General features: G+C 67.0%; 36 protein-coding genes. 4 read left to right on the top strand and 32 right to left on the bottom strand.

Going from position 1 to position 25,127, the window contains the following annotated elements; translation table 11 throughout:
* Nucleotides 1–41 precede the first annotated feature (41 nt).
* The 24 genes from ACH4S8_RS28050 to ACH4S8_RS27935 form a co-directional block, all read right to left on the bottom strand.
* Nucleotides 42–698: an adenylate kinase gene (locus tag ACH4S8_RS28050; protein WP_398398778.1), complete on the bottom strand. Its 657-nt coding sequence runs from the start codon at nucleotides 696–698 to the stop codon at nucleotides 42–44.
* Nucleotides 698–2,011 (bottom strand): preprotein translocase subunit SecY, encoded by a 1,314-nt coding sequence (gene secY, locus ACH4S8_RS28045; protein ID WP_398398776.1) that lies wholly within the window; start codon nucleotides 2,009–2,011, stop codon nucleotides 698–700. The genes ACH4S8_RS28050 and secY overlap by 1 nt, the downstream gene beginning before the upstream one ends.
* 243 nt (nucleotides 2,012–2,254) lie before the next feature.
* Entirely contained in the window at nucleotides 2,255–2,710 is a 456-nt protein-coding gene (rplO, locus tag ACH4S8_RS28040; protein WP_003974249.1) for a 50S ribosomal protein L15, read from the bottom strand.
* Nucleotides 2,711–2,713: 3 nt separating this feature from the next.
* Nucleotides 2,714–2,896, bottom strand: coding sequence for a 50S ribosomal protein L30 (gene rpmD / locus ACH4S8_RS28035; RefSeq protein WP_055553514.1), 183 nt, complete (start codon nucleotides 2,894–2,896; stop codon nucleotides 2,714–2,716).
* A complete protein-coding gene (gene rpsE / locus ACH4S8_RS28030) occupies nucleotides 2,896–3,501 on the bottom strand; it encodes a 30S ribosomal protein S5 (RefSeq protein ID WP_006376045.1) in 606 nt (201 codons plus the stop codon). The genes rpmD and rpsE overlap by 1 nt, the downstream gene beginning before the upstream one ends.
* 66 nt (nucleotides 3,502–3,567) lie before the next feature.
* Nucleotides 3,568–3,951 (bottom strand): 50S ribosomal protein L18, encoded by a 384-nt coding sequence (rplR, locus tag ACH4S8_RS28025; RefSeq protein ID WP_060901491.1) that lies wholly within the window; start codon nucleotides 3,949–3,951, stop codon nucleotides 3,568–3,570.
* 3 nt (nucleotides 3,952–3,954) lie between these two features.
* Complete coding sequence (gene rplF / locus ACH4S8_RS28020; protein ID WP_361676696.1) at nucleotides 3,955–4,494, bottom strand: 50S ribosomal protein L6; 540 nt, start codon at nucleotides 4,492–4,494, stop codon at nucleotides 3,955–3,957.
* A 24-nt stretch (nucleotides 4,495–4,518) separates the two neighbouring features.
* Nucleotides 4,519–4,917: a 30S ribosomal protein S8 gene (rpsH, locus tag ACH4S8_RS28015; protein ID WP_010986352.1), complete on the bottom strand. Its 399-nt coding sequence runs from the start codon at nucleotides 4,915–4,917 to the stop codon at nucleotides 4,519–4,521.
* Nucleotides 4,918–5,127: 210 nt separating this feature from the next.
* Nucleotides 5,128–5,313: a type Z 30S ribosomal protein S14 gene (locus ACH4S8_RS28010; protein ID WP_003948630.1), complete on the bottom strand. Its 186-nt coding sequence runs from the start codon at nucleotides 5,311–5,313 to the stop codon at nucleotides 5,128–5,130.
* A 5-nt stretch (nucleotides 5,314–5,318) separates the two neighbouring features.
* Complete coding sequence (rplE, locus tag ACH4S8_RS28005) at nucleotides 5,319–5,876, bottom strand: 50S ribosomal protein L5 (protein ID WP_037626984.1); 558 nt, start codon at nucleotides 5,874–5,876, stop codon at nucleotides 5,319–5,321.
* Nucleotides 5,876–6,199 (bottom strand): 50S ribosomal protein L24, encoded by a 324-nt coding sequence (gene rplX / locus ACH4S8_RS28000; RefSeq protein ID WP_328449240.1) that lies wholly within the window; start codon nucleotides 6,197–6,199, stop codon nucleotides 5,876–5,878. Before rplX ends, rplE begins: the two co-directional genes overlap by 1 nt.
* A gap of 2 nt (nucleotides 6,200–6,201) precedes the next feature.
* Entirely contained in the window at nucleotides 6,202–6,570 is a 369-nt protein-coding gene (rplN, locus tag ACH4S8_RS27995; RefSeq protein ID WP_003998823.1) for a 50S ribosomal protein L14, read from the bottom strand.
* A 100-nt stretch (nucleotides 6,571–6,670) separates the two neighbouring features.
* Nucleotides 6,671–6,955 carry a 30S ribosomal protein S17 gene (gene rpsQ / locus ACH4S8_RS27990; RefSeq protein WP_266761752.1) on the bottom strand — a complete coding sequence of 95 codons (285 nt, stop codon included), beginning with the start codon at nucleotides 6,953–6,955 and terminating at the stop codon, nucleotides 6,671–6,673.
* Nucleotides 6,955–7,179, bottom strand: coding sequence for a 50S ribosomal protein L29 (gene rpmC, locus ACH4S8_RS27985; protein ID WP_003998824.1), 225 nt, complete (start codon nucleotides 7,177–7,179; stop codon nucleotides 6,955–6,957). The genes rpsQ and rpmC overlap by 1 nt, the downstream gene beginning before the upstream one ends.
* Nucleotides 7,179–7,598 (bottom strand): 50S ribosomal protein L16, encoded by a 420-nt coding sequence (gene rplP / locus ACH4S8_RS27980; protein WP_010986348.1) that lies wholly within the window; start codon nucleotides 7,596–7,598, stop codon nucleotides 7,179–7,181. The genes rpmC and rplP overlap by 1 nt, the downstream gene beginning before the upstream one ends.
* A 5-nt stretch (nucleotides 7,599–7,603) precedes the next feature.
* Entirely contained in the window at nucleotides 7,604–8,434 is an 831-nt protein-coding gene (gene rpsC / locus ACH4S8_RS27975; protein WP_037747976.1) for a 30S ribosomal protein S3, read from the bottom strand.
* Complete coding sequence (rplV, locus tag ACH4S8_RS27970; RefSeq protein ID WP_019329637.1) at nucleotides 8,434–8,781, bottom strand: 50S ribosomal protein L22; 348 nt, start codon at nucleotides 8,779–8,781, stop codon at nucleotides 8,434–8,436. Before rplV ends, rpsC begins: the two co-directional genes overlap by 1 nt.
* Before the next feature lie 42 nt (nucleotides 8,782–8,823).
* The gene (rpsS, locus tag ACH4S8_RS27965) at nucleotides 8,824–9,105 is read right to left on the bottom strand and encodes a 30S ribosomal protein S19 (protein ID WP_215069815.1); all 282 of its coding nucleotides are present in this window, start codon (nucleotides 9,103–9,105) and stop codon (nucleotides 8,824–8,826) included.
* 12 nt (nucleotides 9,106–9,117) lie between these two features.
* Nucleotides 9,118–9,954 carry a 50S ribosomal protein L2 gene (rplB, locus tag ACH4S8_RS27960; protein ID WP_153289116.1) on the bottom strand — a complete coding sequence of 279 codons (837 nt, stop codon included), beginning with the start codon at nucleotides 9,952–9,954 and terminating at the stop codon, nucleotides 9,118–9,120.
* A gap of 39 nt (nucleotides 9,955–9,993) precedes the next feature.
* The gene (gene rplW / locus ACH4S8_RS27955) at nucleotides 9,994–10,410 is read right to left on the bottom strand and encodes a 50S ribosomal protein L23 (RefSeq protein WP_037626998.1); all 417 of its coding nucleotides are present in this window, start codon (nucleotides 10,408–10,410) and stop codon (nucleotides 9,994–9,996) included.
* Nucleotides 10,410–11,066 carry a 50S ribosomal protein L4 gene (rplD, locus tag ACH4S8_RS27950; RefSeq protein WP_037627000.1) on the bottom strand — a complete coding sequence of 219 codons (657 nt, stop codon included), beginning with the start codon at nucleotides 11,064–11,066 and terminating at the stop codon, nucleotides 10,410–10,412. Before rplD ends, rplW begins: the two co-directional genes overlap by 1 nt.
* Before the next feature lie 4 nt (nucleotides 11,067–11,070).
* On the bottom strand, nucleotides 11,071–11,715 hold the full coding sequence (gene rplC / locus ACH4S8_RS27945) for a 50S ribosomal protein L3 (RefSeq protein WP_339130939.1): 645 nt from the start codon (nucleotides 11,713–11,715) through the stop codon (nucleotides 11,071–11,073).
* 17 nt (nucleotides 11,716–11,732) lie between these two features.
* A complete protein-coding gene (gene rpsJ, locus ACH4S8_RS27940; protein WP_003948644.1) occupies nucleotides 11,733–12,041 on the bottom strand; it encodes a 30S ribosomal protein S10 in 309 nt (102 codons plus the stop codon).
* Nucleotides 12,042–12,598: 557 nt separating this feature from the next.
* On the bottom strand, nucleotides 12,599–12,982 hold the full coding sequence (locus ACH4S8_RS27935; protein ID WP_398398765.1) for a hypothetical protein: 384 nt from the start codon (nucleotides 12,980–12,982) through the stop codon (nucleotides 12,599–12,601).
* Nucleotides 12,983–13,028: 46 nt separating this feature from the next.
* Between ACH4S8_RS27935 and ACH4S8_RS27930 the strand changes: the two genes are divergently transcribed.
* The gene (locus ACH4S8_RS27930; RefSeq protein ID WP_398398763.1) at nucleotides 13,029–14,045 is read left to right on the top strand and encodes a hypothetical protein; all 1,017 of its coding nucleotides are present in this window, start codon (nucleotides 13,029–13,031) and stop codon (nucleotides 14,043–14,045) included.
* A gap of 17 nt (nucleotides 14,046–14,062) precedes the next feature.
* On the opposite strand, the gene ACH4S8_RS27925 is transcribed toward ACH4S8_RS27930, so the two are convergent.
* The 3 genes from ACH4S8_RS27925 to ACH4S8_RS27915 all read right to left on the bottom strand — a co-directional run bounded on the left by ACH4S8_RS27925 (nucleotide 14,063) and on the right by ACH4S8_RS27915 (nucleotide 15,791).
* Nucleotides 14,063–14,629 carry a hypothetical protein gene (locus tag ACH4S8_RS27925; RefSeq protein ID WP_398398761.1) on the bottom strand — a complete coding sequence of 189 codons (567 nt, stop codon included), beginning with the start codon at nucleotides 14,627–14,629 and terminating at the stop codon, nucleotides 14,063–14,065.
* A gap of 80 nt (nucleotides 14,630–14,709) precedes the next feature.
* Nucleotides 14,710–14,982, bottom strand: a complete 273-nt coding sequence (locus tag ACH4S8_RS27920; protein ID WP_398398759.1) for a DUF397 domain-containing protein — start codon at nucleotides 14,980–14,982, stop codon at nucleotides 14,710–14,712.
* Entirely contained in the window at nucleotides 14,979–15,791 is an 813-nt protein-coding gene (locus ACH4S8_RS27915; RefSeq protein WP_398398757.1) for a helix-turn-helix domain-containing protein, read from the bottom strand. Before ACH4S8_RS27915 ends, ACH4S8_RS27920 begins: the two co-directional genes overlap by 4 nt.
* Before the next feature lie 175 nt (nucleotides 15,792–15,966).
* Here ACH4S8_RS27915 and ACH4S8_RS27910 point away from each other — a divergent pair, with 175 nt between their 5' ends.
* Together ACH4S8_RS27910 and ACH4S8_RS27905 are read left to right on the top strand one after the other, a co-directional pair.
* On the top strand, nucleotides 15,967–16,539 hold the full coding sequence (locus ACH4S8_RS27910; protein WP_398398755.1) for an ATP-binding protein: 573 nt from the start codon (nucleotides 15,967–15,969) through the stop codon (nucleotides 16,537–16,539).
* A gap of 141 nt (nucleotides 16,540–16,680) precedes the next feature.
* On the top strand, nucleotides 16,681–17,550 hold the full coding sequence (locus ACH4S8_RS27905; protein WP_398398753.1) for a helix-turn-helix domain-containing protein: 870 nt from the start codon (nucleotides 16,681–16,683) through the stop codon (nucleotides 17,548–17,550).
* 184 nt (nucleotides 17,551–17,734) lie between these two features.
* Here ACH4S8_RS27905 and gdhA read toward each other — a convergent pair whose 3' ends face one another.
* The 5 genes from gdhA to rpsL all read right to left on the bottom strand — a co-directional run bounded on the left by gdhA (nucleotide 17,735) and on the right by rpsL (nucleotide 23,799).
* Complete coding sequence (gdhA, locus tag ACH4S8_RS27900; RefSeq protein ID WP_398398751.1) at nucleotides 17,735–19,090, bottom strand: NADP-specific glutamate dehydrogenase; 1,356 nt, start codon at nucleotides 19,088–19,090, stop codon at nucleotides 17,735–17,737.
* 361 nt (nucleotides 19,091–19,451) lie between these two features.
* A complete protein-coding gene (tuf, locus tag ACH4S8_RS27895; RefSeq protein ID WP_398398748.1) occupies nucleotides 19,452–20,645 on the bottom strand; it encodes an elongation factor Tu in 1,194 nt (397 codons plus the stop codon).
* A gap of 143 nt (nucleotides 20,646–20,788) precedes the next feature.
* Entirely contained in the window at nucleotides 20,789–22,915 is a 2,127-nt protein-coding gene (gene fusA / locus ACH4S8_RS27890) for an elongation factor G (RefSeq protein ID WP_398398746.1), read from the bottom strand.
* Nucleotides 22,916–22,954: 39 nt separating this feature from the next.
* Entirely contained in the window at nucleotides 22,955–23,425 is a 471-nt protein-coding gene (gene rpsG / locus ACH4S8_RS27885; protein WP_003992340.1) for a 30S ribosomal protein S7, read from the bottom strand.
* Nucleotides 23,426–23,427: 2 nt separating this feature from the next.
* Nucleotides 23,428–23,799, bottom strand: coding sequence for a 30S ribosomal protein S12 (gene rpsL / locus ACH4S8_RS27880; RefSeq protein WP_003948652.1), 372 nt, complete (start codon nucleotides 23,797–23,799; stop codon nucleotides 23,428–23,430).
* Nucleotides 23,800–24,230: 431 nt separating this feature from the next.
* On the opposite strand from rpsL, the gene ACH4S8_RS27875 reads away from it, so the two are divergent.
* The gene (locus ACH4S8_RS27875; RefSeq protein WP_398398743.1) at nucleotides 24,231–24,932 is read left to right on the top strand and encodes a Crp/Fnr family transcriptional regulator; all 702 of its coding nucleotides are present in this window, start codon (nucleotides 24,231–24,233) and stop codon (nucleotides 24,930–24,932) included.
* The last annotated feature ends 195 nt before the right edge of the window (nucleotides 24,933–25,127 follow it).

Here is a 25,127-nt window from a genome sequence, read left to right as displayed (position 1 = left end):
CTCCCCACGGTGCGCGTGCACCGCGGAGCGGACCGCGGGGACTAGGCGTCCTCGCGGGCCAGCGCCTCCATCGAACGCGCCGTGACGTCTTCCACCTTGCCGAGCGCCGGGATCGTGACGACCAGGCCCTGGGCCTTGTAGTAGTCGATGATCGGCTCGGTCTGCGTGTGGTAGACCTCCAGCCGCGTGCGGACCGTGTCCTCGGAGTCGTCGTCACGCTGGTACAGCTCGCCGCCGCAGACGTCACAGACGCCTTCCTGCTTCGGCGCCGAGTACGACACGTGGAACACGTGCGACGAGTCGTTGCGGCAGATGCGGCGGCCCGCGATACGGCGGACCACCTCGTCCTCGGGGACCTCCAGGTCCAGCACCGCGTCCAGCTTCATGCCCTCGGTGCTGAGCATCTCGTCCAGCGCCTCGGCCTGCGAGACGTTGCGCGGGAAGCCGTCGAGCAGGAAGCCGCCCTCGGCGTCGGGCTGCTCCATGCGGTCCTTGGCCATGGCGATGGTGACCTCGTCCGGTACGAGTTCGCCCTTGTCCATGTAGGACTTCGCCAGCTTGCCGAGTTCCGTCTGCTGAGAGATGTTGGCGCGGAACAGGTCTCCCGTTGAGATGTGCGGGATCGCCAGATTCTTGGCGAGGAACGCGGCCTGCGTTCCCTTCCCGGCACCGGGCGGCCCGACGAGGACGATTCTCATCAGCGGAGGAACCCTTCGTAATTGCGCTGCTGAAGCTGGCTCTCGATCTGCTTCACCGTCTCGAGACCGACACCCACGATGATGAGGATGCTGGTGCCACCGAACGGGAAGTTCTGGTTTGCATTGAAACCAACCAACGCCACCGTCGGCACGAGAGCGATCACCCCGAGATACAGCGAACCCGGCCAGGTGATCCGGTTGAGTACGTAGCTGAGGTACTCAGCGGTCGGCCGACCAGCCCGGATGCCCGGGATGAAGCCACCATACTTCTTCATGTTGTCGGCGACTTCCTCGGGGTTGAACGAGATCGCCACGTAGAAGAACGCGAAGAACACGATCAGGAGGAAGTACAGGGTGATGTAAATCGGGTGGTCACCCTTGGTCAGGTTCTGTGTGACCCACGTTTTCCACCCGGAGTTGCTCTTCGAGAACTGGGCGACCAGGCTCGGAATGTAGAGCAGCGACGACGCGAAGATGACAGGAATCACACCTGCCTGGTTGACCTTCAGCGGAATGTAGGTCGAGGTGCCACCGTAGGAACGGCGGCCGATCATGCGCTTCGCGTACTGGACCGGAATCCGGCGCTGCGCCTGCTCGACGAAGACCACCAGGGCGACCATGCACAGACCCACCGCGATGACCGTGCCGAACTCGATCCAGCCACCGGCCAGCTTGCCCTGGACCTTGACGGTCCACAGGGCGCTCGGGAAGGTCGCGGCGATCGAGATGAACATCAGGATCGACATGCCGTTGCCGATGCCGCGGTCGGTGATGAGCTCACCGAGCCACATGACGACACAGGTGCCGGCGGTCATCGTGATGACCATCGTGATCGTGGTGAAGATCGACTGGTCCGGCACGATCTGGTTGGCCACGGGGCAGCCCGAGAAGAGCGCGCCGCTGCGGGCGGTGGCCACCAGGCCCGTGCCCTGCAGGATCGCGAGCGCGACCGTCAGGTAACGGGTGTACTGCGTGATCTTCGCCGTACCGGCCGAGCCCTCCTTCTTGAGGGCCTCCAGTCGCGGGATCACCACGGTGAGCAGCTGGAGAATGATGCTCGCCGTGATGTACGGCATGATGCCGAGCGCGAAGATCGTGATCTGGAGCAGCGCGCCGCCACTGAACATGTTGATCAGGCTGAACAGCCCGCGGTTCGAGTCGGCCGTGTCGATGCACGACTGGACGTTCTTGTAGTTCACACCGGGAATCGGGATGTGTGTACCGACTCGGTAGACCACGATGATGCCGAGCGTGAAGAACAGCTTCTTGCGCAGGTCGGGCGTCCTGAACGCCCGGGCGAACGCGGTGAGCACGGTGCCTCCTGCGACCCCCGCGCTACCGCGTCCGAGGGTGAGTCTTGAGGTTCGACGGATGACTGACAGCTAACCAACAGCCAAAGACCGCCCGGAGTTCCCGTGAGGCACGCCGGACGAAAATTAACAGTGCAGGCCACCTTACCGGCGACACTGCCCCCCTTGGAACGACCAACCGGGGATGCCCCTTTTGTGGGGCATCCCCGGTCGGGATCGTTCAGGTCATCGAGACGCCTGCTGAAATCAGACGAGCTCGGTGACGGTACCGCCGGCGGCGGTGATCTTCTCCTTGGCGGAGCCGGAGACGGCGTCGACCGTCACCTGCAGCGCCACGGAGATCTCGCCCTGGCCGAGGACCTTGACGAGGCTGTTCTTGCGAACGGCACCCTTGGCGACGAGACCCTCGACGGTGACCTCGCCACCCTCCGGGTACAGCGCGGCCAGCTTGTCGAGGTTCACGACCTGGAACTCGGTCTTGAACGGGTTCTTGAAGCCCTTCAGCTTCGGGAGGCGCATGTGGAGGGGCATCTGCCCGCCCTCGAAGCGCTCCGGAACCTGGTAGCGGGCCTTCGTGCCCTTGGTACCACGACCGGCCGTCTTACCCTTCGACGCCTCACCACGACCGACACGGGTCTTCGCGGTCTTGGCGCCCGGGGCGGGACGGAGGTTGTGGATCTTGAGCGGGTTGTTCTCCGCCATGATCTAGTCGACCTCCTCGACCGTCACGAGGTGGCGGACGGTGTGAACCATTCCGCGGAACTCGGGGCGGTCCTCCTTGACGACCTGCGTGTTGATGCCCTTGAGACCAAGGGAGCGCAGGGTGTCGCGGTGGTTCTGCTTGCTGCCGATGTACGACTTCGTCTGCGTGACCTTGAGGCGAGCCATTACGCACCCGCCCCTGCACGCGCACGAAGGAGAGCCGCGGGGGCGACGTCCTCGAGGGGCAGACCACGGCGAGCCGCGATCTCCTCGGGACGCTGCAGGCCCTTGAGGGCCGCCACGGTCGCGTGCACGATGTTGATCGCGTTCGAAGAACCGAGCGACTTCGACAGGATGTCGTGAACGCCGGCGCACTCGAGCACTGCACGCACGGGACCACCGGCGATAACGCCGGTACCGGGGGAAGCAGGCTTGAGCAGGACGACGCCCGCGGCCTTCTCGCCCGTGATCGGGTGCGGGATGGTGCCCTGGATGCGGGGGACCTTGAAGAAGTGCTTCTTGGCCTCTTCAACACCCTTGGCGATCGCGGCCGGCACCTCCTTGGCCTTGCCGTAACCGACACCGACGGTGCCGTCACCATCGCCTACCACGACGAGCGCGGTGAAGCTGAAGCGACGACCACCCTTCACAACCTTGGCGACGCGGTTGATCGCGACAACGCGCTCAACGTACGCGGTCTTCTCGGCGGCAGCAGCGCCGCCGTCACGGCCCTTCCGGTCCCGCCGCTCGCCGCCACCGGCACCGCTTCCACGGCGCTGGGGTCCAGCCATTGGATTACCTCTCTCTTTTTCCGCTAGCTACGCAGCGACAATCAAGTCGCTAGCGCGACGGGCGACTCAGAACTTGAGTCCGGCTTCGCGGGCGGCGTCCGCCAGGGCGGCGATGCGCCCGGCGTACTGGTTGCCACCACGGTCGAACACGACAGCCTCGACACCGGCGGCCTTGGCGCGCTCGGCGACCAGGGCGCCGACCGACTTCGCCTGAGCCGACTTGTCGGCCTCGCCACCGCGGATCGTGGTGTCCAGGGTCGACGCCGACGCGAGGGTGTGACCCTTAACGTCGTCGATGACCTGGGCCACGATGTGGCGGTTGGAGCGCGTCACGACCAGGCGCGGACGCTCAGCCGTACCCGAGATGTGCTTACGGATCCGGATGTGGCGACGCTTGATGGCAGCACGCTTGTAAGCGTCGCCCTTAGCAATCTTGACACCGTATGCCATGGCTTACTTACCCGCCTTTCCGACCTTGCGACGAATGACTTCGCCCTCGTACTTGACGCCCTTGGCCTTGTACGGGTCGGGCTTGCGCAGCTTGCGGATGTTGGCCGCAACCTCGCCGACCTTCTGCTTGTCGATGCCCTCGACCGAGAAACGGGTGGGGGCTTCCACCTTGAAGGTGATGCCCTCGGGGGCCTCGACAGTGATCGAGTGGCTGTAGCCGAGCGAGAACTCCAGGTTGGAGCCCTTCGCCAGAACGCGGTAACCGACACCGCTGATCTCGAGCTTCTTCACGTAACCCTCGGTCACGCCGGTGATCATGTTCGCCACCAGCGTGCGGGACAGGCCGTGGAGGGCCTTGTTCTGACGCTCGTCGTTGGGGCGGGTGACGTTCAGAACGCCGTCCTCACCCTTGGCGATCTCGATCGGCGCCACGACGGTGTGGGTCAGCGAGCCCTTGGGGCCCTTGACCGAGACCGTCTGGCCGTCGATGGTGACGTCCACGCCGGCGGGAACCGTGATGGGGAGCTTGCCAATACGCGACATAGCTGTTTCCTCCGTTCCCTTCCGCTACCAGACGTAGGCGAGGACTTCTCCGCCTACGCCCTTCTTGCCGGCCTGCTTGTCGGTCAGGAGCCCGTGGGACGTGGAGATGATCGCCACGCCGAGGCCGCCCAGAACCTTGGGCAGGTTGGTGGACTTCGCGTAAACCCGGAGACCGGGCTTGGAGATCCGCTTGATGCCCGCGATGGAGCGCTCACGGTTCGGGCCGAACTTCAGCTCGAGAACGAGGTTCTTGCCGACCTCGGCGTCCTCGACCTTCCAGCCCGTGATGAAGCCCTCCTGCTGGAGGATCTCCGCGATGTGCGACTTGATCTTGCTGTGCGGCATACCCACGGTGTCGTGGTACGCCGAGTTCGCGTTACGCAGACGCGTAAGCATGTCCGCGATCGGATCAGTCATGGTCATGAATTGGCCTTCGGCCTCTCTCGCCGGGGTTTCCTGTATGCGCCATCCCTCTCCCCACTCATGGGCGGGACGGGTGCGGTGCGGGGACCTACGGCGTAGTAAGTCGTTTGGGCGTCAGGCGCCCAACCCTCCTAGCCTAAGCCATGGAGAGACGGGCGCCTGACAGAGCCCTTTACTTACCGAGAGTCCTGGATCCCTGAATTACAGGGACTACCAGGAGCTCTTGGTCACGCCCGGCAGCTCGCCACGGTGAGCCATCTCACGAAGGCACACGCGGCAGAGGCCGAACTTGCGGTACACGGAGTGCGGACGACCGCAGCGCTGGCAGCGCGTGTAACCACGCACACCGAACTTGGGCTTACGAGCAGCCTTGGCAATCAGAGCCTTCTTCGCCATCTCGCTTACGCCTCCTTGAAGGGGAAGCCGAGGTGACGGAGAAGGGCGCGGCCCTCAGCGTCGTTGGTCGCCGTGGTCACCACGGTGATGTCCATGCCCCGGGTACGGTCGATCTTGTCCTGGTCGATCTCGTGGAACATGACCTGCTCCGTGAGACCGAAGGTGTAGTTGCCACGGCCGTCGAACTGCTTGGGGGACAGACCACGGAAGTCGCGGATGCGCGGGAGCGCGAGCGACAGGGTGCGGTCCAGGAACTCCCACATGCGGTCGCCACGGAGCGTGACGTGGGCACCGATCGGCTGACCCTCACGCAGCTTGAACTGCGCGATGGACTTGCGGGCCTTGGTGATGGCCGGCTTCTGACCGGTGATCGTGGTCAGGTCACGGACGGCACCGTCCATGAGCTTCGAGTCACGGGCGGCGTCGCCGACACCCATGTTGACCACGATCTTCACGAGGCCCGGCGTCTGCATGACGTTCTCGTAGGAGAACTCTTCCTGCAGCTTCGCCGCGATCTCCTCGCGGTACTTCGTCTTGAGACGCGGAGTGGTGGTGGTAGCCATCAGATGTCCTCACCCGTCCGCTTGGCAACGCGGATCTTGTTGCCCTCTTCGTCGAAGCGGTAACCGACGCGCGTGACGACCTTGTTGCCGTCCTTCTCAACGACCAGCTGGACGTTGGAGACGTGGACGGGCGCCTCGGTCGTGACGATGCCACCGGCCTGCGAACCCTTGGCGGTCGGACCGGCCTTCGTGTGCTTCTTGACCCGGTTGACACCCTCGACCAGGACGCGCTCGTCGCGCGGGTAAGCGGCAATGACCTTGCCCTGCTTGCCCTTGTCCTTACCGGTGATGACCTGAACCAGGTCGCCCTTCTTGATCTTCATGCTTACAGCACCTCCGGCGCGAGCGAGATGATCTTCATGAACTTCTTCTCGCGCAGCTCACGGCCGACGGGGCCGAAGATACGGGTGCCGCGAGGGTCGCCGTCGTTCTTCAGAATGACGGCGGCGTTCTCGTCGAAGCGGATGTACGAGCCGTCCGGACGGCGGCGCTCCTTGACGGTGCGAACGATGACGGCCTTGACGACGTCACCCTTCTTCACGTTGCCGCCGGGGATCGCGTCCTTGACGGTGGCGACGATCACGTCACCGATGCCCGCGTAGCGGCGACCGGAGCCACCGAGCACACGGATGCAAAGGATTTCCTTCGCACCAGTGTTGTCGGCGACACGCAGTCGCGACTCCTGCTGGATCACGTCTATCTCCTGATTGTCTGCCGGTTCCCGGGGCGGGGCCGTCTAGGACGGTCCCGCCCCGAGCCTGGCGGAACGAACCTGAGGGAAACCCCTCAGGTAATTACTTGGCCTTCTCGAGGATCTCGACGATGCGCCAGCGCTTCGTCGAGGACAGCGGCCGGGTCTCCATGAGGAGGACACGGTCGCCGACGCCGGCGGCGTTCTGCTCGTCGTGGGCCTTGAGCTTGTTGGTACGGCGGATGACCTTGCCGTACAGCGCGTGCTTCACGCGGTCCTCGACGGCGACGACGACGGTCTTGTCCATCTTGTCGCTGACGACCAGACCCTCACGGGTCTTGCGGAAACCGCGGTCGGTCTTCTGCTCAGTCACGTTGCTCTCGCTCATCAGGCGCTCTCCACCGTCTCGATGCCCAGCTCGCGCTCACGCATGAGGGTGTAGATCCGCGCGATGTCCTTGCGGACGGCCTTGAGCCGACCGTGGTTCTCGAGCTGACCGGTCGCCGCCTGGAAGCGGAGGTTGAACAGCTCTTCCTTGGCTTCGCGGAGCTTCGCGAGAAGCTCCTCGTCACCCAGTTCGCGCAGCTCGGACGCCTTGGTACCGGCCGACATCACGCTTCACCTGCCTCGCGCTTGACGATCCGGCACTTCATCGGCAGCTTGTGGGCTGCGCGAGTGAGGGCCTCACGGGCGATCTTCTCGTTGGGGTAGGACAGTTCGAACATGACCCGGCCCGGGTGCACGTTCGCGATCCACCACTCGGGGGAACCCTTACCGGAACCCATGCGGGTCTCGGCAGGCTTCTTGGTGAGCGGGCGGTCCGGGTAGATGTTGATCCAGACCTTGCCGCCACGCTTGATGTGGCGGGTCATCGCGATACGAGCGGCCTCGATCTGGCGGTTCGTCACGTACGCCGGCGTGAGGGCCTGAATGCCGTACTCGCCGAACGAAACCTGCGTGCCGCCCTTGGCCTGACCACGGCGCTTCGGGTGGTGCTGCTTGCGGTGCTTGACCCTACGGGGGATCAGCATGTCGGTCAGGCCTCCGTTCCGGTGCTCTCAGCCGGAGCGGCAGCCGGAGCCTCGGCCTTGGGGGCCTCGGCAGCGGGAGCCTGCTGCGGCTTACGACCGCGACCGCCACGCTCGCCACCGCGGCCACCACGGCCGGCCGGGCGGTCAGCGCCGCCACGGGCCGGGCGGTTGCCGGCACGGGCAGCGGCGTTCTCGGCGCGAACCTCGGCGATGTTCTTGACGTCGCCCTTGTAGATCCAGACCTTCACACCGATGCGGCCGAAGGTCGTCTTGGCCTCGAAGAAGCCGTAGTCGACGTTCGCGCGGAGCGTGTGCAGGGGCACACGGCCCTCGCGGTAGAACTCCGAGCGGGACATCTCGGCGCCGCCGAGGCGGCCACCGCACTGGATCTTGATGCCCTTGGCGCCGGCCTTCATCGCCGACTGCATGCTCTTACGCATGGCGCGACGGAAGGAGACGCGGGAGGAGAGCTGCTCGGCAACGGCCTGAGCAACCAGCTGAGCGTCCGTCTCGGGGTTCTTGACCTCGAGGATGTTCAGCTGGACCTGCTTGCCCGTGAGCTTCTCGAGGTCGCCGCGGATGCGGTCGGCCTCGGCGCCACGGCGGCCGATGACGATGCCCGGACGCGCGGTGTGGATGTCCACCCGCACGCGGTCACGGGTGCGCTCGATCTCAACCTTCGAGATGCCGGCGCGCTCCATGCCGGACGTCATCATCCGACGGATGGCGACGTCTTCCTTGACGTAGTCCTTGTACAGCTTGTCGGCGTACCAACGGGACTTGAAGTCCGTGGTGATGCCGAGCCGGAACCCATGCGGGTTAACCTTCTGGCCCATTACCGGGTTCCTTCCTTGCTGCTGACGACCACGGTGATGTGGCTGGTCCGCTTGCGGATCCGGTAGGCACGGCCCTGGGCGCGCGGACGGAACCGCTTCAGGGTCGGACCCTCGTCGACGTACGCCTCGGAGATGTAAAGGCTGTCGGCGTCGGTGTGGTCGTAGTTGTGCGCGGCGTTGGCAATGGCGCTGTCAAGCACCTTGCCGACCGGCACGCTCGCGGCCTGCGGGGCGAAACGCAGGACCGCCTGAGCCTCCGTGGCATCCATGCCACGGATAAGGTCCACCACTCGGCGGGCCTTCATGGGCGTAACGCGGATGTACCGCGCCTGGGCCCTGGCTTCCATGGTTGTCCTTCCAGTGTCTGTCATGGTCGATTCCACCCCGCGTTAGCGGCGCTTCGACTTCCGGTCGTCCTTGACGTGACCCCGGAAGGTGCGCGTCGGCGAGAACTCGCCGAGCTTGTGGCCGACCATCGACTCGGTGACAAACACCGGGATGTGGGTCTTGCCGTTGTGCACCGCGATCGTGTGGCCGAGCATGGCCGGGATGATCATCGAGCGACGGGACCAGGTCTTGATGACGTTCTTGGTACCGGCTTCGTTCTGTACGTCCACCTTCTTTACGAGGTGGTCGTCGACGAAGGGTCCCTTCTTGAGACTACGCGGCATCTAAACCCGCTCCTAGCGCTTCTTGTTCGTCTTGCGGCGGCGGACGATGTACTTGTTCGAAGCCTTCTTCGGCGAACGAGTACGACCCTCCTTCTGACCCCACGGGGAGACCGGGTGGCGACCACCGGAGGTCTTGCCCTCACCACCACCGTGCGGGTGGTCAACCGGGTTCATCGCCACACCGCGGACGGACGGGCGAACGCCCAGCCAGCGCTTACGGCCGGCCTTACCCCAGTTGATGTTGCTCTGCTCGGCGTTGCCGACCTCGCCGACCGTGGCGCGGCAGCGCTGGTCGACCAGGCGGATCTCACCGGAAGGCATGCGGAGGTGGGCCATCGTGCCCTCCTTCGCGAGCAGCTGCACCGAGGCACCGGCGGAGCGGGCGAACTTGGCGCCGCCACCGGGACGGATCTCGATCGCGTGGATCGTGGTACCGACCGGGATGTTGCGGAGCGCCAGGTTGTTGCCCGGCTTGATGTCGGCCCCGGGACCGTTCTCGACGCGGTCACCCTGCGACAGGTTGCGGGGGGCGAGGATGTAGCGCTTCTCGCCGTCCGCGTAGTGCAGCAGCGCGATGCGCGCGGTGCGGTTGGGGTCGTACTCGATGTGCGCGACCTTCGCCGGCACGCCGTCCTTGTCGTGACGACGGAAGTCGATCACGCGGTAGGCGCGCTTGTGTCCGCCACCCTGGTGGCGAACGGTCACACGACCGGAATTGTTACGGCCGCCCTTGCTGTGCAGGGGGCGAACCAGCGACTTCTCCGGCGTGGACCGCGTGACCTCGACGAAGTCGGCGACGCTGGAGCCACGACGGCCCGGCGTAGTCGGCTTGTACTTGCGGATTCCCATTTCTCAGTCCTCGTCCGATATTCGGACCAGGGCACTCCGTTAGGAGGCCTGGCCGAAGATGTCGATACGGTCGCCCTCAGCGAGGGTCACGATCGCGCGCTTGCTGTCGGCACGCTTGCCGAAGCCCGTCTTGGTGCGCTTGCGCTTGCCCTGACGGTTGATCGTGTTGACCCCGGTGACCTTGACCGAGAAGACCGCCTGGACGGCCTGCTTGATCTGGGTCTTGTTGGCCCGCGGGTCCACGACGAAGGTGTACTTGCCCTCGTCGAGCAGCGCGTAGCTCTTCTCCGAGACGACCGGCTTGAGGAGGACGTCACGGGGGTCCGTGAAGCTCTTGCTCAGCGGGGTCTCGACGGTGTTCTTGCCTTCGGCCTCGTGGCGCTTCGCCTTGGCGACGCGCGCGGCCTTGGCGGCCTTGGCGGCCTTCGAGGCAATGCTCGGGTGACGCGTAGCCATCAGGCTTCGCTCCCTTCGGTGTCAGCGGCCTGGGGGCCAGACACGAAGGACTCGAAAGCGGCCTGGGTGAAGACCACGTCGTCCGAGACGAGAACGTCGTACGTGTTCAGCTGGCCCGGCTCCAGGATGTGGACCTGGGGCAGGTTGCGCGCGGAGAGCAGCGCGGCCTCGTCGGAGCGCTCGATGACCAGGAGCACGTTCTTGCGCTCGCTGACCTTGCCGAGGAAGCTCTTCGCGGCCTTGGTGGAGGGGGTCTCGCCCTCGATCACGCCGGTGATGACGTGGATGCGAGCGTTGCGGGCCCGGTCGGTGAGGGCGTGGCGCAGGGCCGCGGCCTTCATCTTCTTCGGGGTCCGCTGCGAGTAGTCACGCGGGGTGGGGCCGTGAACGACGCCACCGCCGGCGAACTGCGGCGCGCGGGTCGAACCCTGACGGGCGCGGCCGGTGCCCTTCTGGCGGTAAGGCTTGCGGCCACCACCACGGACCTCGCCACGACGCTTGACCTTGTGCGTGCCCTGACGGGCCGCGGCCAGCTGCGCGACGACAACCTGGTGAAGCAGCGGGATGCTGATCTTCTCTACGTCGAAGATCTCGGCCGGGAGCTCAACAGTCCCGGCGGTGTCGCCGGAGGGCGACAGAATGTCAATGGTGCTCATGTCCTCAGGCCCCCTTGGCCGCGGTACGGACCAGGACGAGGCCGCCGTTCGGACCAGGGATCGCTCCCTTGATGAGGAGCAGGCCCTTCTCCGCGTCAACGGCGTGAACGGTCAGGTTCTGGGTGGTGACCCGCTCGTTGCCCATGCGGCCCGCCATGCGGACGCCCTTGAACACACGGCCCGGGGTGGCACAGCCACCGATGGAGCCGGGGGAGCGGTGCTTGCGCTGGACACCGTGTCCGGCGCCGAGGCCCTTGAAGTTGTGACGCTTCATGACACCGGCGAAGCCCTTGCCCTTGCTGTTGCCGGTCACGTCCACCTTGATGCCGGCCTCGAACACCTCAGCGGTGATCTCCTGGCCGAGGGTGTACTCGCTGGCGTCAGCGGTACGGATCTCGACGAGGTGGCGGCGGGGGGTGACGTCGGCCTTCGCGAAGTGGCCCTTGAGGGGCTTGTTCACCTTGCGCGGGTCGATCTCGCCGAACGCGATCTGGACGGACTCGTAGCCGTCGACGTCGTTCGTACGGACCTGGGTCACGACGTTCGGGCCGGCCTTGACGACGGTGACGGGAACAACACGGTTGTTCTCGTCCCACACCTGCGTCATGCCGAGCTTCTCGCCGAGGATGCCCTTGATCTGCTTAGCCATTCTCAGATCACCGATCCCTAGAGCTTGATCTCGATGTCGACACCGGCCGGGAGGTCGAGTCGCATCAGGGAGTCAACGGTCTTGGGCGTGGGGTCGAGGATGTCGATGAGGCGCTTGTGCGTGCGCATCTCGAAGTGCTCGCGAGAGTCCTTGTACTTGTGCGGCGACTTGATGACGCAGTACACGTTCTTCTCAGTGGGCAGCGGCACCGGGCCCGCGACCGACGCACCAGTGCGCGTCACCGTCTCGACGATCTTCTTCGCCGAGGAGTCGATGACCTCGTGGTCGTAGGCCTTGAGCCGGATGCGGATCTTCTGTCCCGCCATGGCTACTCAGTAGTCCTTTGTCTCGATTAAACGCTCTGACGCTCGGGGGTTCGCGTCCTTGTCTCCGACCCACGCGGTCGGGTGTGTCGCGCTCCTGGCGACAGAGATATCCATGACGGATTTCCCTACCAGGGACGCGGCTCCGCCCGAAAGCAACCGCAGGACCGGGGGCGAGAACACCCACCGGGCGCCTGGTCGGCACCCCGCTGACACTTCCCGGAAGATTCCCGTACGTCCGCCCCAGCGCTGCCTGACGACAGATTGGGCGACGAGTACTGTGGGACTCGCTTCCAGTCCTCCCGACGGGAGGCGCGCAGCATCGGCACTCGACCGAGCAACCCCGTTAGTCTGCCATACAGGACACCCCCCTGGCCAATCGAGCCGAGGATCGTACCCCTAAGGTGACGCAGGTCAAACCCGGCTCGGCCGGGATGTGCGGCCGGGCCGGAGAAACCCGCCGCTCGATCCGTCTCCGCGTACGGCTCCGGTGCCCGCAGGCCGTTCGTCGGACCGCACGGCGACCCCGGCCGCGGTGAACGCCCGGGCGCCCGTTTCCTTCAGCGCCGTCGACGCAGGGCGAGCCGGGCGGCCTCGACCGCGTCGGCGAACAGCATCCGCCGGTACGTCGGCTTGTTCAGCACCTTCGACACGACCTTCCACCACTTGAGCCACAGCGGCAGATCCCGGAACGGCACGTGGTCGAGGGTGTCGTCGATGGCGAACTCGGCCATGCTCTTACGGCCAGGACCTTCCGCCCGCAGCGCGGCGCACAGCTCCGGTGTCAACGCGCCGTTGAGCCGGGCGACGGTGCCTGCCGCCACCGGTTCGCCATGACGACCGCGGCGCGACACGGAATCAAGGACGGGGCCGGCCCACGGCACCGCGGCGTCGGAACCGCTTCCGTCGGCGTCACCGGGACCGATCCGGCCGGGACCGTCCATCACTTCCCCTGATCACAGCGCCCGTTGGGCCCGTAGCCTCGTCCTCATGTCTCGCACCACTCCCCCGCGGCCCGTCGACATCGCCGCCCTCTTCCCCGAGCTCGCGCCGCTGGCCCGCACCGCCGTGCGGTTGCATCCGCGTCCGGGTGCGCCGACGGTCGCGGACAGTTCGATCGGCGGCCCCCTGCTGTGGCCCGCCGACGAGCCCTGGCCCACCTGCCCGGATCACGACGCGCCCACGCATCTCGGCGTGGCCCCCGCTGACGTACGGCAGGAGCGCCGCATCCTCGCCGAGGCCTGGACCCGGCCGCGCGCGGAGGGCGCGGACCTGCTCACGGCGGAGGAGCGGGTGATCGTCGACCGCGCCGTCGACGAGAGGCGAATACCGCAGGACGGCCCGGTCCCGCTCATCCCCGTGGCCCAGCTCTACGCCGCCGACATCCCCACGCTGCCCCGCCCGGCCGGCACCGACCTGCTGCAGGTGCTGTGGTGCCCGTTCGACCACGACGAGGACTACATGCCCGCCGCCGAGCTGTACTGGCGGGCCTCCGCGGACGTCACCGACCCGCTCCCCTCGGCCCCCGAGCCCTCGGTGATCGGCAGCGACGACTACCTGCCCGAGCCCTGCCTGCTCCACCCCGAGACGGTCACCGAGTACCCGGCCCCGCACGAGCTGCCCGAGGAACTGGCCGACCGGATCCATGCCTGGGAGGAGGAACAGAACCCGGACGAGGAGGACGACATCGAGGTCGCCCACTACCAGTACGACCTCAGCGTCGCCCCCGGCTGCAAGCTCGGCGGACACGGACCCTGGAGCTTCAGCGATCCGTTCCCGATGTCCTGCCCCGAGTGCGGCTCGGACGTCCGCCCGCTGCTCACCATCGACGGCGCCGAATGGGACGGCAACCGCAGCTGGCGCCCCCTGGAGGACGCCGGCTACGACGGCCTGCACTTCCTCGGACCGGCCTGCTCCACCCGACTCACCATCGGCCGGAGCTACAACATGCAGATCTACGTGTGCGTGGCCTCGTACGACCATCCGCACGTGCAGAACATGCAGTGACCGCTCGCCGGGCGGCCTCAGACCGGCGCGAGCAACCGCTCCAGTTCCGCGTCGTACGCCCTGTATCCCGCCTTGCCGGACTCCGGCGCACCGGAGTCCGGGCGCAGGGTGTCCGGCAGACGGGCCACCCGCCACGTACGGAACACGCCCTCCGGAGTGCTGCGCCCGGTGTCGCCCACGAGCTCACAGGCGACGCTGATGATCCCGGCGGCCAGGCCCCCGCCCTCCTCGGCGTCCACCCCGGCCGCGATCCCTGCGGTCACCGAAGCGTCCAGCAGGTTGGCCAGTTGGAGGTCCGCGCCCATCCGGCACATCCGGCGCACCACCCGCGGGTCCGCCAGATACGCGAGGTTCTCCGCCGACTCCGGGTCCCAGGTGATGCCGGCCGACCAGAGCAGCAGGAACTCCACGGTCACCGGGTGTTCGCGCAGGTACCCCAGCTCGTCCGAGAGGGCCATGACAGGGTCGTCGAACCGGCCGATCGTCCGGACCGCCGCCATGATCCGTGCGATGTCCTCGCCCCTGGGCGCCAGGAAGTCCCCCACCGAGGCATCCGCCGGATCCCAGGTGCCGGTGTGGTTCACCGCGCCGACCTCGACGACTCCGCCCAGGGCGGCGAAGACGGTACGGGCGTAGCTCTGCGGGTGGATCTCCGCTCCCCCGGTCAGCTCTGAGCCGCGAAGCGGACGAACGCCGTCCAGGCCGCCGGGGCCATCGCCAGGCGGGCGCCGCCCGGGTTCTTGGAGTCGCGGACGTGGATCGTGGCGGGGGTGGGGGCTATTTCGACGCATTCGCTGCTGTTACTGCTGTCGCTGTAGCTGCTCTTGAACCACTCCAGAGCGACTTCGACACAGTCGCCGGCTTCGCTGCTGCTGCTGTAGCTGCTCTTGAACCAGATCAGCCCCGAGGGGTCCTCGGGGGAGGTCACATGGATCATGTTTCTCCCAGCAGTTGCTCGATGAAGGTCAACGACTCTCTCGGGGTGAGAGCTTGGGCCCGGATGATGCCATAGCGCAGCTCCAAGATCCGCAAGTCCCTGGGGTCCGAGACAGGACGACCGTTGAAGGCTCCGTCAGATCGCCCGACCGCCGTGCCGTCCTCGAACTTCAGCACCTCGATGAGCCCCTGCATCCCGGCGTGATCCTCTCGGTCGGTCGGCATCACCTGAAGCGACACGTTCCGCAACTGACCTACTTGCAGAAGGTGTTCGAGTTGGCGGCGCAGCTTCATCTTCCCCCCGATCGGACGTCGTAGCGTCACCTCTTCCTGGATGAAGCTGAGCGCCGGGGCCGGTGACCTCTCGTAGATCACCTTCCGGCTCATACGCGCGGCGGTCTCACGCTCCACCACCTCCTGCGGATAGGCAGGCTGGCGTGTCTCGAACAGCGCCTGCGCGTACTCGGGCGTCTGCAACAACCCATGGATGTTGTGGTTGCTGTACAGCAGCAGCTCGACGGCCCGCTCCTCCAGCATCTTCAGTTCGCGGACCTTCTTCGGGTAGCGGGCCTTCTCCATGTCCTCCTTGAAGGCCCTGAGATGCCCGCCCGCGTTCAGGACGTCGTCCGCGCGGTCCAGGAAGTCCGCCCGGGGAATCCGCGCGCCCCGCTCCACCTTCCGGACCAGGTCCTCCCCGTACCCGATCGCCCGTCCGAACTCGACCACCCGCATCCCGGCCGCCTCCCGCCAGAGCCTGACCTGGCGGCCGGTCGCCTCGACCACCGGGGCGATCTCGTCCTCGGGGCTCACGTCCCAGCCCGGTTCGTCCGCACTCTCGCTGCTCACACCCACCCACCTCCAACGCGCACCGTTCCCGTACGACACCCGGGACAGCCGGGACAGATCGGGACAACGACCGGACAAAGCCTGTACGCACCGACGTCATCGCAGCTCACCGTAGGCGGAGTCGGACACGCTGAGTGACGTGAATCAGGAAGCCGCCGGGCCCGAGGCCCAACGCGTCGAACCCGTCCGCAACTTCAGCGTGCTGCTGTCCCCCACGTCACGCGGGGCCCGCCTGGGGAGGCTGCTCGCGACGGAACAACTCCGTTCCTGGGGGCTGCCGTTGAGCCCGGCCGACCAGATCGTCGCCGAGCTCGCGACGAACGCGGCGACGCACGGACGCGTACCGGGACGCGACTTCCGTCTCACGCTGTACGTCGTCGGCGACACCCTCCGCATCGAGGCGACGGACACGATGGGTGACCGGCTTCCCCGACTCGGCGCGGGCGGGGTCGACATGGAATCCGGCCGCGGCCTGCTCCTCGTGGCCGCGTTCGCGACCCGCTGGGGCGTGACACCAGGACCGCCCCCACGCAAGACCGTCTGGGCCGAACTGAGGCTCCGGAAACCGGAGCATGAGAATGCGCGCTCCGGTGCGGCCGGCGGTCTTTTCCAAGAACCACGGGGAGAAAAGACCCCCGCCAAACCCCACCCCTCCCGCCCACGGCCCGGCCTCACTCCCCCGAGTGAATATGCCCAACTGGACTGGATTTGAGATGGGTTGCCTGCCCTACTCTCAGCACGACGGAGCACGACTGCAGGTCACCACGGACCTGCGGCAGAAAATGCGACGGCCCCCGCCGGGACTAGCGATCCCTGCGAGGGCCTGACCACCGAGGAAGTTAGGCCCTTCCTGATGGACACAGAAAACCCTAGCGCGCCCGCACGCCCCCAGTCCCGCATCCCGGGCAAGAATCACCCTCGCAGGCGCCCACATTCCGGCGTGGTGCACGACAACGTCCGCCACACCAGCAACTTCACGGTGGTCGGCAACCACCTCGCCCAGCACCCGGAGCTGTCCGGACTCGCCATCGGGCTGGGCCTCTACATCCAGTCGCTGCCCACAGGCGCCCCCGTCGACATCAAGACGCTCGCCGCCCGCTTCCCCGAGGGCGCGACCCGCGTCGCCGCCGCCCTGCGTGAACTGGAGGCACACGGCTACCTGCGCCGCACCCGCGAACGCACACCCGACGGCCGGATCGTCACCCGCACGGTCTCCTGCAACGGTCCCGGACGCCGCAGTGCGCCGACCGCGACCACAGCCCCCGAGCCACCGGCCCGACGCCCGGCCCCGGCCGACCGCCCCCGCCGCAAGGCGCTCCCGGCCGTCCCACAGCCCTCGAACCCCTCCCCCGTCCTCCTCCGGACAGCCGTCGACCTCCTCGCCGGCCTCCGCCGCGAGGACCCCCGCCTGCTCCTCTCCACCACCGACACCGAGCACCTCGCCCCCGGCGTCGCCGCCTGGCTGGAGCGGGACCTCACGCCCACCGCCGTACGCCACGCCCTGACGAGCACCCTGCCGGACGAACCCCTGCACCGCCCGGCCGCCCTCCTGGCCCACCGCCTCACGGCCCAGTTGCCACCACCGCCCCCGTTCCGCGCCCCCGCACCGCCCCCGGCCCTCCGGCACCCGCTCCGGAACTGCGACGGCTGCGACAGGGGAATCCGCGCGGCCGAGCCGGGACTGTGCCGCGACTGCCGATCCGACCCCCTGGAGGCCGCTTAGCATGAACGGGACGATCCTTGCCCCTGGGCACAGAGGAGGAGGAGCGAGCGCCATGACCATCGCCGACTGGACGATCTCCACAGCGAACCTGCCCCTCTACCCGAGCACCTGAACCCGGACACGGCGAAGGGCTCGTACGGCCGAGGTCTGCCGTACGAGCCCTTTCCGGAGTCCCCCCGGTTGGTCAGATCACGCCCTGCTCCAGCATCGCCCCCGCGACCCGCTCGAAGCCCGCGATGTTCGCGCCGCTCACGTAGTCGCCGGGGACGCCGTAGCGCTCGGCGGTCTCGTGGCAGAGGGCGTGGATGTTGTTCATGATCCCGGTCAGCTCGTCCTCGACGCGTTCGCGCGACCACGAGGTGCGGGCGTGGTTCTGGCTCATCTCCAGCGCGCTGACCGCGACACCGCCCGCGTTGGCCGCCTTGCCGGGGCCGAAGGCGACGCCCGCCTCCTGGAAGAGCTGGACCGCCTCGGGCGTGGTGGGCATGTTGGCGCCCTCGGAGACGACCTTCACGCCGTTGCCGATCAGGGTGGCCGCCGCGGCCGCGTCCAGTTCGTTCTGGGTGGCCGAGGGCAGCGCGACATCGCCCGGCACGTCCCAGACGCTGCCGCCCGCGACGAACCGCGCCGACGCGCCGCGCCGCGCCGCGTAGTCGGAGACCCGGCCGCGCTCGACCCCCTTGACCTGCTTGAGCAGCTCGACGTCGATGCCCTTGTCGTCGACGACGTAGCCGGACGAGTCGGAGCAGGTCACCGCATTCGCGCCGAGGGCGGTGAGCTTCTCGATGGTGTACGTCGCGACATTGCCGGAGCCGGAGACGACCGCGGTCCGGCCCTCCAGGTCCTCGCCGCGCTCGCGCAGCATGGCGGCGGCGAACAGGACGTTGCCGTAGCCGGTCGCCTCGGGCCGGATCAGCGAACCGCCCCAGTGCGCGCCCTTGCCGGTCAGGACACCGGCCTCCCAGCGGTTGGTGATGCGGCGGTACTGGCCGAAGAGGTAGCCGATCTCCCGGCCGCCCACGCCGATGTCGCCCGCCGGCACGTCCGTGTGCTCACCGATGTGCCGGTACAGCTCCGTCATGAACGACTGGCAGAACCGCATGACCTCGGAGTCCGACTTCCCGCGCGGGTCGAAGTCGCTGCCGCCCTTGCCGCCGCCGATGCCGAGACCGGTCAGGGCGTTCTTGAAGATCTGCTCGAAGCCGAGGAACTTCACGATGCCGAGGTTCACCGACGGGTGGAAGCGCAGACCGCCCTTGTACGGGCCGAGCGCGCTGTTGAACTCCACGCGGTAGCCCCGGTTGACGTGGACCCTGCCGTGGTCGTCCTGCCACGGGACACGGAAGACGATCTGCCGTTCGGGCTCCACGAGGCGCTCGACGAGGGCCGCGTCCGCGAGCTCGGGGCGCCGGGTGAGGACCGGAGCCAGGGTTTCCAGCACCTCGTGCGCGGCCTGGAGGAACTCGGGCTGCGCCGGGTTGCGCCGCTCGATGTCGGCGAGCAAGGAGGCGATGCGGCTCTTCGTGTCAGGGCGGGTCACCTGGGGTCCCTTCAGACAGGGCCGCCGGAACGGCCGACCGGGGTCGGTTCGACCGGTCGGCTCCGGCGGCGTCGGTGCGCAGAGCAGTCGGCCCCCCACCCGGAGGCGGGAGACCGTCCCTACAGTCTTCCTCCTGGATTACGGATGCGTTACGTGATTCTTTCGACGCGCACCAAGATTCGCTTCACCTGTGGTAACCACCGCGATGCCGCAAAGACGTTCGGTCTTCGTATACGAATGCGACCCCTCCGCAGGACGGGCGGCCATGCGGGCCGGACATGCGGAAGGGGCCCGTACGACCGAAGTCGTACGGGCCCCTTCTGGTGCTCTGGAAGGAGCTACCAGGTCATGCGATCAGCAATTACTTGGTGATCTTGGTGACCTGGCCGGCGCCCACGGTCCGGCCACCCTCACGGATGGCGAACTTCAGGCCCTCTTCCATGGCGACGGGCTGGATGAGCTCGACCTTCATCTCAGTGTTGTCGCCCGGCATGACCATCTCCGTGCCCTCGGGGAGGGTCACAACACCGGTCACGTCAGTCGTACGGAAGTAGAACTGCGGACGGTAGTTGTTGAAGAACGGCGTGTGGCGGCCACCCTCGTCCTTGGACAGGATGTAGGCCTGGGCCTCGAACTCGGTGTGCGGCGTGACCGAACCGGGCTTGATGATGACCTGGCCGCGCTCGACGTCCTCGCGCTTGATGCCACGGAGGAGCAGACCGACGTTCTCACCGGCCTGGCCCTCGTCGAGCAGCTTGCGGAACATCTCGATGCCGGTGACCGTGGTGGTGGTCTTCTCGGTCTTGATGCCGATGATGTCGACGGTCTCGTTGACCTTCAGGACACCACGCTCGATACGGCCGGTGACGACCGTACCGCGACCGGTGATCGTGAAGACGTCCTCGACGGGCATGAGGAACGGCTTCTCGGTGTCACGCGGCGGGGTGGGGATCGCCTCGTCGACGGCGGCCATGAGGTCCAGAACGGTCTGGCCCCACTCCTTGTCGCCCTCGAGCGCCTTGAGCGCCGAGACCTTGACGACCGGCAGGTCGTCGCCCGGGAACTCGTACTCGGAGAGGAGCTCACGGACCTCGAGCTCGACGAGCTCCAGGATCTCCTCGTCGTCCACCATGTCGGCCTTGTTCAGGGCGACGACGATGTACGGAACGCCGACCTGGCGGGCCAGGAGCACGTGCTCCTTGGTCTGCGGCATCGGGCCGTCGGTCGCGGCGACAACGAGGATGGCGCCGTCCATCTGCGCCGCACCCGTGATCATGTTCTTGATGTAGTCCGCGTGACCGGGGCAGTCGACGTGGGCGTAGTGACGGCCCTCCGTCTGGTACTCGACGTGCGCGATCGAGATCGTGATACCGCGCTGGCGCTCCTCGGGAGCCTTGTCGATCTGGTCGAAGGCCGAGGCCTCGTTCAGGTCCGGGTACGCGTCGTGCAGCACCTTGGTAATGGCGGCCGTGAGGGTCGTCTTACCGTGGTCGATGTGACCGATGGTGCCGATGTTGACGTGCGGCTTAGTCCGCTCGAACTTTGCCTTCGCCACTGGGGTCCTCCTGCGGAGTGGTTCTGGTACGCCTTACTCATCGGCGCCAGGTGATCTTTGCTGGGATGCCGCCCGCCGGGGTTTTCCCTTCCGGGTGAGCCCCGGCGGTCGGTGTCAAGCCTAAAGCGTGTAAACGGGGTGTGTTACTCGCCCTTGGCCTTCGCGATGATCTCCTCGGCGACGTTCCTGGGAACCTCGGCGTAGGAGTCGAACTGCATCGAGTAGCTTGCGCGACCCGACGTCTTGCTGCGGAGGTCTCCGACGTAGCCGAACATCTCCGAGAGGGGCACCAGACCCTTGACGATCCGGGCGCCCATACGCTCCTCCATGGCCTGGATCTGGCCACGGCGGGAGTTGATGTCGCCGATGACCTCACCCATGTAGTCCTCGGGCGTGGTGACCTCGACGGCCATCATCGGCTCAAGGAGCACGGGCTTGGCCTTGCGCGCGGCCTCCTTGAAGGCCTGCGAACCGGCGATCTTGAAGGCGAGCTCGGAGGAGTCGACCTCGTGGTAGCCACCGTCGAGAAGAATGACGCGGACGCCCGTCATCTCGTAGCCGGCCAGGATGCCGAACTGCATGGCTTCCTGCGCACCCGCGTCGACCGAAGGGATGTACTCCTTCGGGATGCGGCCACCGGTGACCTTGTTCACGAACTCGTACGAGGCGTCGCCGCCCTCGATCGGCTCGATCGCGATCTGCACCTTGGCGAACTGACCGGTACCACCGGTCTGCTTCTTGTGCGTGTAGTCGAGACGCTCGACGGCCTGACGGATCGTCTCGCGGTACGCGACCTGCGGCTTGCCGACGTTGGCCTCGACCTTGAACTCACGGCGCATACGGTCGACCAGCACCTCGAGGTGCAGCTCGCCCATACCACCGATGATGGTCTGGCCGGTCTCCTCGTCCGAGTGAACCTGGAAGGAGGGGTCCTCCTCCGCGAGACGCTGGATGGCGACACCCAGCTTCTCCTGGTCACCCTTGGACTTGGGCTCGATGGCGACCTGAATGACCGGCGCCGGGAAGTCCATGGACTCCAGGATCACCGGGTTCTTGTCGTCGGCCAGCGTCTCACCCGTGGTGGTCTGCTTCAGGCCCATGACGGCGACGATGTCGCCGGCGCCCACCGACTCGATCTCCTCACGCTTGTTCGCGTGCATGCGGTAGATCTTGCCGATGCGTTCCTTCTTGCCCTTGACGGAGTTCAGCACAGCGCTGCCCGCCTCGAGACGGCCCGAGTACACCCGGACGAAGGTGAGCTTGCCCAGGTGCGGGTCGCTCATGATCTTGAACGCGAGGGCGGAGAGCGGCTCGTCGTCGGACGGCTTGCGCTTGACCACGACCTCGGGGTCCTTCACGTCGTGGCCCTCGATGGCCTCGACGTCAAGCGGGGTCGGGAGGTAGCGCACGACCGCGTCGAGCAGGGGCTGAACGCCCTTGTTCTTGAACGCGGTGCCACAGAACACCGGGGTGACCGTGACATCGGTGGACTTGCCGGACGCGATGGTGACGCGACGGATCGCGGCGTACAGCTGCTCCTCGGTGGGCTCCTGGCCCTCCAGGAACAGCTCCATGATCTCGTCGTCGTGCTCCGCGACGGTCTCGACCAGCTTGCCGCGGTACTCCTCGGCAGCCTCGGTGTGCGTGGCCGGGATGTCGACGACGTCGTACATCTCGCCCTTGGCCGCCTCGGCGGACCACACGAGCGCCTTCATGCGGACCAGGTCCACAACGCCCTTGAAGTCCATCTCGGCACCGATCGGGAGCTGCATGACGATCGGGACCGCGCCGAGGCGGTTCTCGATCATGTCCACGCAGCGGTGGAACTCGGCGCCGGTGCGGTCCAGCTTGTTCACGAAGCAGATGCGCGGCACGCCGTAACGGTCGGCCTGACGCCACACCGTCTCGGACTGCGGCTCGACACCCGCGACACCGTCGAACACCGTGACGGCACCGTCGAGGACGCGGAGCGAACGCTCCACCTCGACCGTGAAGTCGACGTGCCCCGGGGTGTCGATGATGTTGATCGTGTAGTCGTTGTCCTCGAGCGGCCAGTGACAGGTGGTGGCAGCAGAGGTGATCGTGATGCCACGCTCCTGCTCCTGCTCCATCCAGTCCATGGTGGCAGCGCCGTCGTGGACCTCACCGATCTTGTAGCTGACGCCGGTGTAGAAGAGGATCCGCTCGGTGGTGGTCGTCTTGCCCGCGTCGATGTGGGCCATGATCCCGATGTTGCGGACCCTGGCCAGGTCAAGTGAAGTGGTAGCCATAAGGCTTCAGTCTTCTCTCGGTCTCGATGTGGGTAGCGACTACCAGCGGTAGTGCGCGAAGGCCTTGTTGGACTCGGCCATCTTGTGGGTGTCCTCGCGCTTCTTCACAGCGGCACCAAGGCCGTTGGAGGCGTCGAGAAGCTCGTTGAGCAGACGCTCGGTCATGGTCTTCTCGCGACGGGCGCGGGAGTAACCGACGAGCCAGCGCAGCGCGAGCGTGTTGGCGCGACCGGGCTTGACCTCGATCGGAACCTGGTACGTCGCACCACCGACACGGCGGGACTTGACCTCGAGGGTCGGCTTGATGTTCTCAAGCGCGCGCTTCAGCGTGATGATCGGGTCGTTGCCCGTCTTCTCACGCAGACCCTCCATGGCGCCGTAGACGATGCGCTCGGCGGTGGAGCGCTTGCCGTTCAGCAGCACCTTGTTGATGAGGGAGGTCACCAGAGGGGAACCGTAGACCGGGTCGATGATGACCGGGCGCTTCGGGGCGGGGCCCTTACGAGGCATTTCTACTTCTCCTTCTTGGCGCCGTAGCGGCTGCGGGCCTGCTTGCGGTTCTTGACACCCTGGGTGTCGAGCGAACCGCGGATGATCTTGTAACGAACACCAGGCAGGTCCTTCACACGGCCGCCGCGCACGAGCACGATGGAGTGCTCCTGCAGGTTGTGTCCCTCACCCGGAATGTAAGCCGTGACCTCGATCCCGCTGGTCAGACGCACACGCGCGACCTTACGCAGGGCCGAGTTCGGCTTCTTCGGGGTGGTCGTGAACACACGCGTGCAGACGCCGCGACGCTGGGGCGAACCCTCGAGTGCGGGCGTCTTGTTCTTCTCGACCTTGTCCTGCCGGCCCTTCCGGACCAGCTGCTGGATCGTAGGCACTACTTCTCCGGTTTCTGTGTGCCGAATGGTGAAGCTAACCTGGAACGCCACCGACCCACGCGGTCGGGTGTGTCGAATACTGCAGACCCTCGCCGCAAGGCGAAAAGGGCGCAGATTGCGGTGGCCGCTTACGGCTCCCCTTGCGGTCTGAAGGCACGCACGAGAGCCAGGGCACACCCCAGGCACAAGGTAAGAGCGTACCTACCTCACGGACTTCGGTCAAAACAAATGCCGTGGTGCCCGACACGCCGGACTTCTCCCGATCCATTCTCGGGGCACTTCACACTTGGCGCAGCTTGTCATCGGTTCCGCGATGAAAGTCCCCGATTCGGTCCGCACCGCACACACTGGGTGAGTACGTTGGCCCGTTGCCGCGCACCGGTCACCGTGCGTCGGCACAGGGGGCCGATCGGGGGACGGGGGATGGACTCATGGCGGCTGGACCCTTAGGCGGGGACGAGAGCCTGGACGACCGGGTGCCGTTCCTGGCCCGGCTGGAGAGCGAGGACCGCTCCGCGCTGCTGGCCCTCGGCCGCGAGCTGTCCTTCACGCCCCGGATGGTGCTCCTGCACCAGAGCGAGCCCTCCTCGCACGTACTGATCGTGACGCACGGCTGGACGAAGGTGACGGCCGCCGCCGCCAACGGCTACGAGGCGCTGCTCGCGCTGCGCGGCCCCGGCGACATCGTCGGGGAGTCCGCGGCGCTCACCGGCCGGCCGCGCTCCGCGACGGTGACGGCCCTGGAACCGGTGCGCACGGTCGCGCTCGTACGCGACCACTTCCGGGACTTCCTCGCCCGCTCCCCCGCGGTCTCCTTCGCCCTGCTCGGCCTCACCTCGGACCGCACCCGCGCCGCCGACCGGCGCCGCCTGGAGTTCGCCTCCATGAGCGTCCGCGAACGTTTCGCCGCGCTCCTGCTCGACCTGGCCCGCACGAACGGCCACCGCACCGAGGAGGGCATCGAACTGTCCGTCCCGCTGAGCAAACAGGAGCTGGCCGGCTCGGTGGGGGCGTCCCGGGAGATGGTCCAGCGCCTGCTGAAGGAACTCCGGGAGCGGGAAGCCGTACTGACGGGCCGCCGGACGATGGTGATCCTGCGCATGGACGTCCTGCGGCGGATCGCCCGGGGATGAACCGACGGCCCGTACCCGGGCGCGGCGACGGCCCGCCCGCGGCGGACCGCCCGGCGCCCGGCCCCTGACCGCCGAGCCTCCCGTGACGGCTGGGATTCCCCTGCCGGCCGGTCCTCCCGTGACGACCGGGGTTCCTCTGACGGCTGGGGTTCCTCTGACGGCCGGGGCTCCTCTGACGGCCGGGGCTCCGCTGGC

Origin of the sequence: Streptomyces sp. NPDC021080 (genome assembly GCF_044333225.1) — a bacterium.
In the GTDB taxonomy this organism is placed as follows: domain Bacteria; phylum Actinomycetota; class Actinomycetes; order Streptomycetales; family Streptomycetaceae; genus Streptomyces.
Note: the sequence above shows the minus strand (reverse complement) of the source record. Positions and strands in the feature narration are given on the sequence as shown.

What these genes read in the sequence shown, in the direction of transcription:
- rpmD (WP_055553514.1), bottom strand. Translation starts at nt 2,896, where the DNA reads ATGGCTCGCCTCAAGGTCACGCAGACGAAGTCGTACATCGGCAGCAAG.
- rpsE (WP_006376045.1), bottom strand. Translation starts at nt 3,501, where the DNA reads ATGGCTGGACCCCAGCGCCGTGGAAGCGGTGCCGGTGGCGGCGAGCGG.
- rpsQ (WP_266761752.1), bottom strand. Translation starts at nt 6,955, where the DNA reads ATGAGCGAGAGCAACGTGACTGAGCAGAAGACCGACCGCGGTTTCCGC.
- ACH4S8_RS27905 (WP_398398753.1), top strand. Translation starts at nt 16,681, where the DNA reads ATGGACACAGAAAACCCTAGCGCGCCCGCACGCCCCCAGTCCCGCATC.
- ACH4S8_RS27875 (WP_398398743.1), top strand. Translation starts at nt 24,231, where the DNA reads ATGGCGGCTGGACCCTTAGGCGGGGACGAGAGCCTGGACGACCGGGTG.
- rplX (WP_328449240.1), bottom strand. Translation starts at nt 6,199, where the DNA reads ATGAAGATCAAGAAGGGCGACCTGGTTCAGGTCATCACCGGTAAGGAC.
- rpmC (WP_003998824.1), bottom strand. Translation starts at nt 7,179, where the DNA reads ATGTCGGCCGGTACCAAGGCGTCCGAGCTGCGCGAACTGGGTGACGAG.
- rplP (WP_010986348.1), bottom strand. Translation starts at nt 7,598, where the DNA reads ATGCTGATCCCCCGTAGGGTCAAGCACCGCAAGCAGCACCACCCGAAG.
- rpsC (WP_037747976.1), bottom strand. Translation starts at nt 8,434, where the DNA reads ATGGGCCAGAAGGTTAACCCGCATGGGTTCCGGCTCGGCATCACCACG.
- rpsH (WP_010986352.1), bottom strand. Translation starts at nt 4,917, where the DNA reads ATGACCATGACTGATCCGATCGCGGACATGCTTACGCGTCTGCGTAAC.
- ACH4S8_RS27920 (WP_398398759.1), bottom strand. Translation starts at nt 14,982, where the DNA reads ATGATCCATGTGACCTCCCCCGAGGACCCCTCGGGGCTGATCTGGTTC.
- rplE (WP_037626984.1), bottom strand. Translation starts at nt 5,876, where the DNA reads ATGGCTACCACCACCACTCCGCGTCTCAAGACGAAGTACCGCGAGGAG.
- rplR (WP_060901491.1), bottom strand. Translation starts at nt 3,951, where the DNA reads ATGGCATACGGTGTCAAGATTGCTAAGGGCGACGCTTACAAGCGTGCT.
- ACH4S8_RS28010 (WP_003948630.1), bottom strand. Translation starts at nt 5,313, where the DNA reads ATGGCGAAGAAGGCTCTGATTGCCAAGGCTGCTCGTAAGCCCAAGTTC.
- rplW (WP_037626998.1), bottom strand. Translation starts at nt 10,410, where the DNA reads ATGGCTACGCGTCACCCGAGCATTGCCTCGAAGGCCGCCAAGGCCGCC.
- ACH4S8_RS28050 (WP_398398778.1), bottom strand. Translation starts at nt 698, where the DNA reads ATGAGAATCGTCCTCGTCGGGCCGCCCGGTGCCGGGAAGGGAACGCAG.
- rplV (WP_019329637.1), bottom strand. Translation starts at nt 8,781, where the DNA reads ATGGAAGCCAGGGCCCAGGCGCGGTACATCCGCGTTACGCCCATGAAG.
- fusA (WP_398398746.1), bottom strand. Translation starts at nt 22,915, where the DNA reads ATGGCTACCACTTCACTTGACCTGGCCAGGGTCCGCAACATCGGGATC.
- rplD (WP_037627000.1), bottom strand. Translation starts at nt 11,066, where the DNA reads ATGAGCACCATTGACATTCTGTCGCCCTCCGGCGACACCGCCGGGACT.
- ACH4S8_RS27930 (WP_398398763.1), top strand. Translation starts at nt 13,029, where the DNA reads ATGTCTCGCACCACTCCCCCGCGGCCCGTCGACATCGCCGCCCTCTTC.
- rpsJ (WP_003948644.1), bottom strand. Translation starts at nt 12,041, where the DNA reads ATGGCGGGACAGAAGATCCGCATCCGGCTCAAGGCCTACGACCACGAG.
- rpsS (WP_215069815.1), bottom strand. Translation starts at nt 9,105, where the DNA reads ATGCCGCGTAGTCTCAAGAAGGGACCCTTCGTCGACGACCACCTCGTA.
- rplO (WP_003974249.1), bottom strand. Translation starts at nt 2,710, where the DNA reads ATGGCGGAGAACAACCCGCTCAAGATCCACAACCTCCGTCCCGCCCCG.
- rplC (WP_339130939.1), bottom strand. Translation starts at nt 11,715, where the DNA reads ATGGCTAAGCAGATCAAGGGCATCCTCGGCGAGAAGCTCGGCATGACG.
- ACH4S8_RS27935 (WP_398398765.1), bottom strand. Translation starts at nt 12,982, where the DNA reads ATGGACGGTCCCGGCCGGATCGGTCCCGGTGACGCCGACGGAAGCGGT.
- rpsG (WP_003992340.1), bottom strand. Translation starts at nt 23,425, where the DNA reads ATGCCTCGTAAGGGCCCCGCCCCGAAGCGCCCGGTCATCATCGACCCG.
- rplB (WP_153289116.1), bottom strand. Translation starts at nt 9,954, where the DNA reads ATGGGAATCCGCAAGTACAAGCCGACTACGCCGGGCCGTCGTGGCTCC.
- rplF (WP_361676696.1), bottom strand. Translation starts at nt 4,494, where the DNA reads ATGTCGCGTATTGGCAAGCTCCCCATCACGGTTCCCGCCGGCGTGGAC.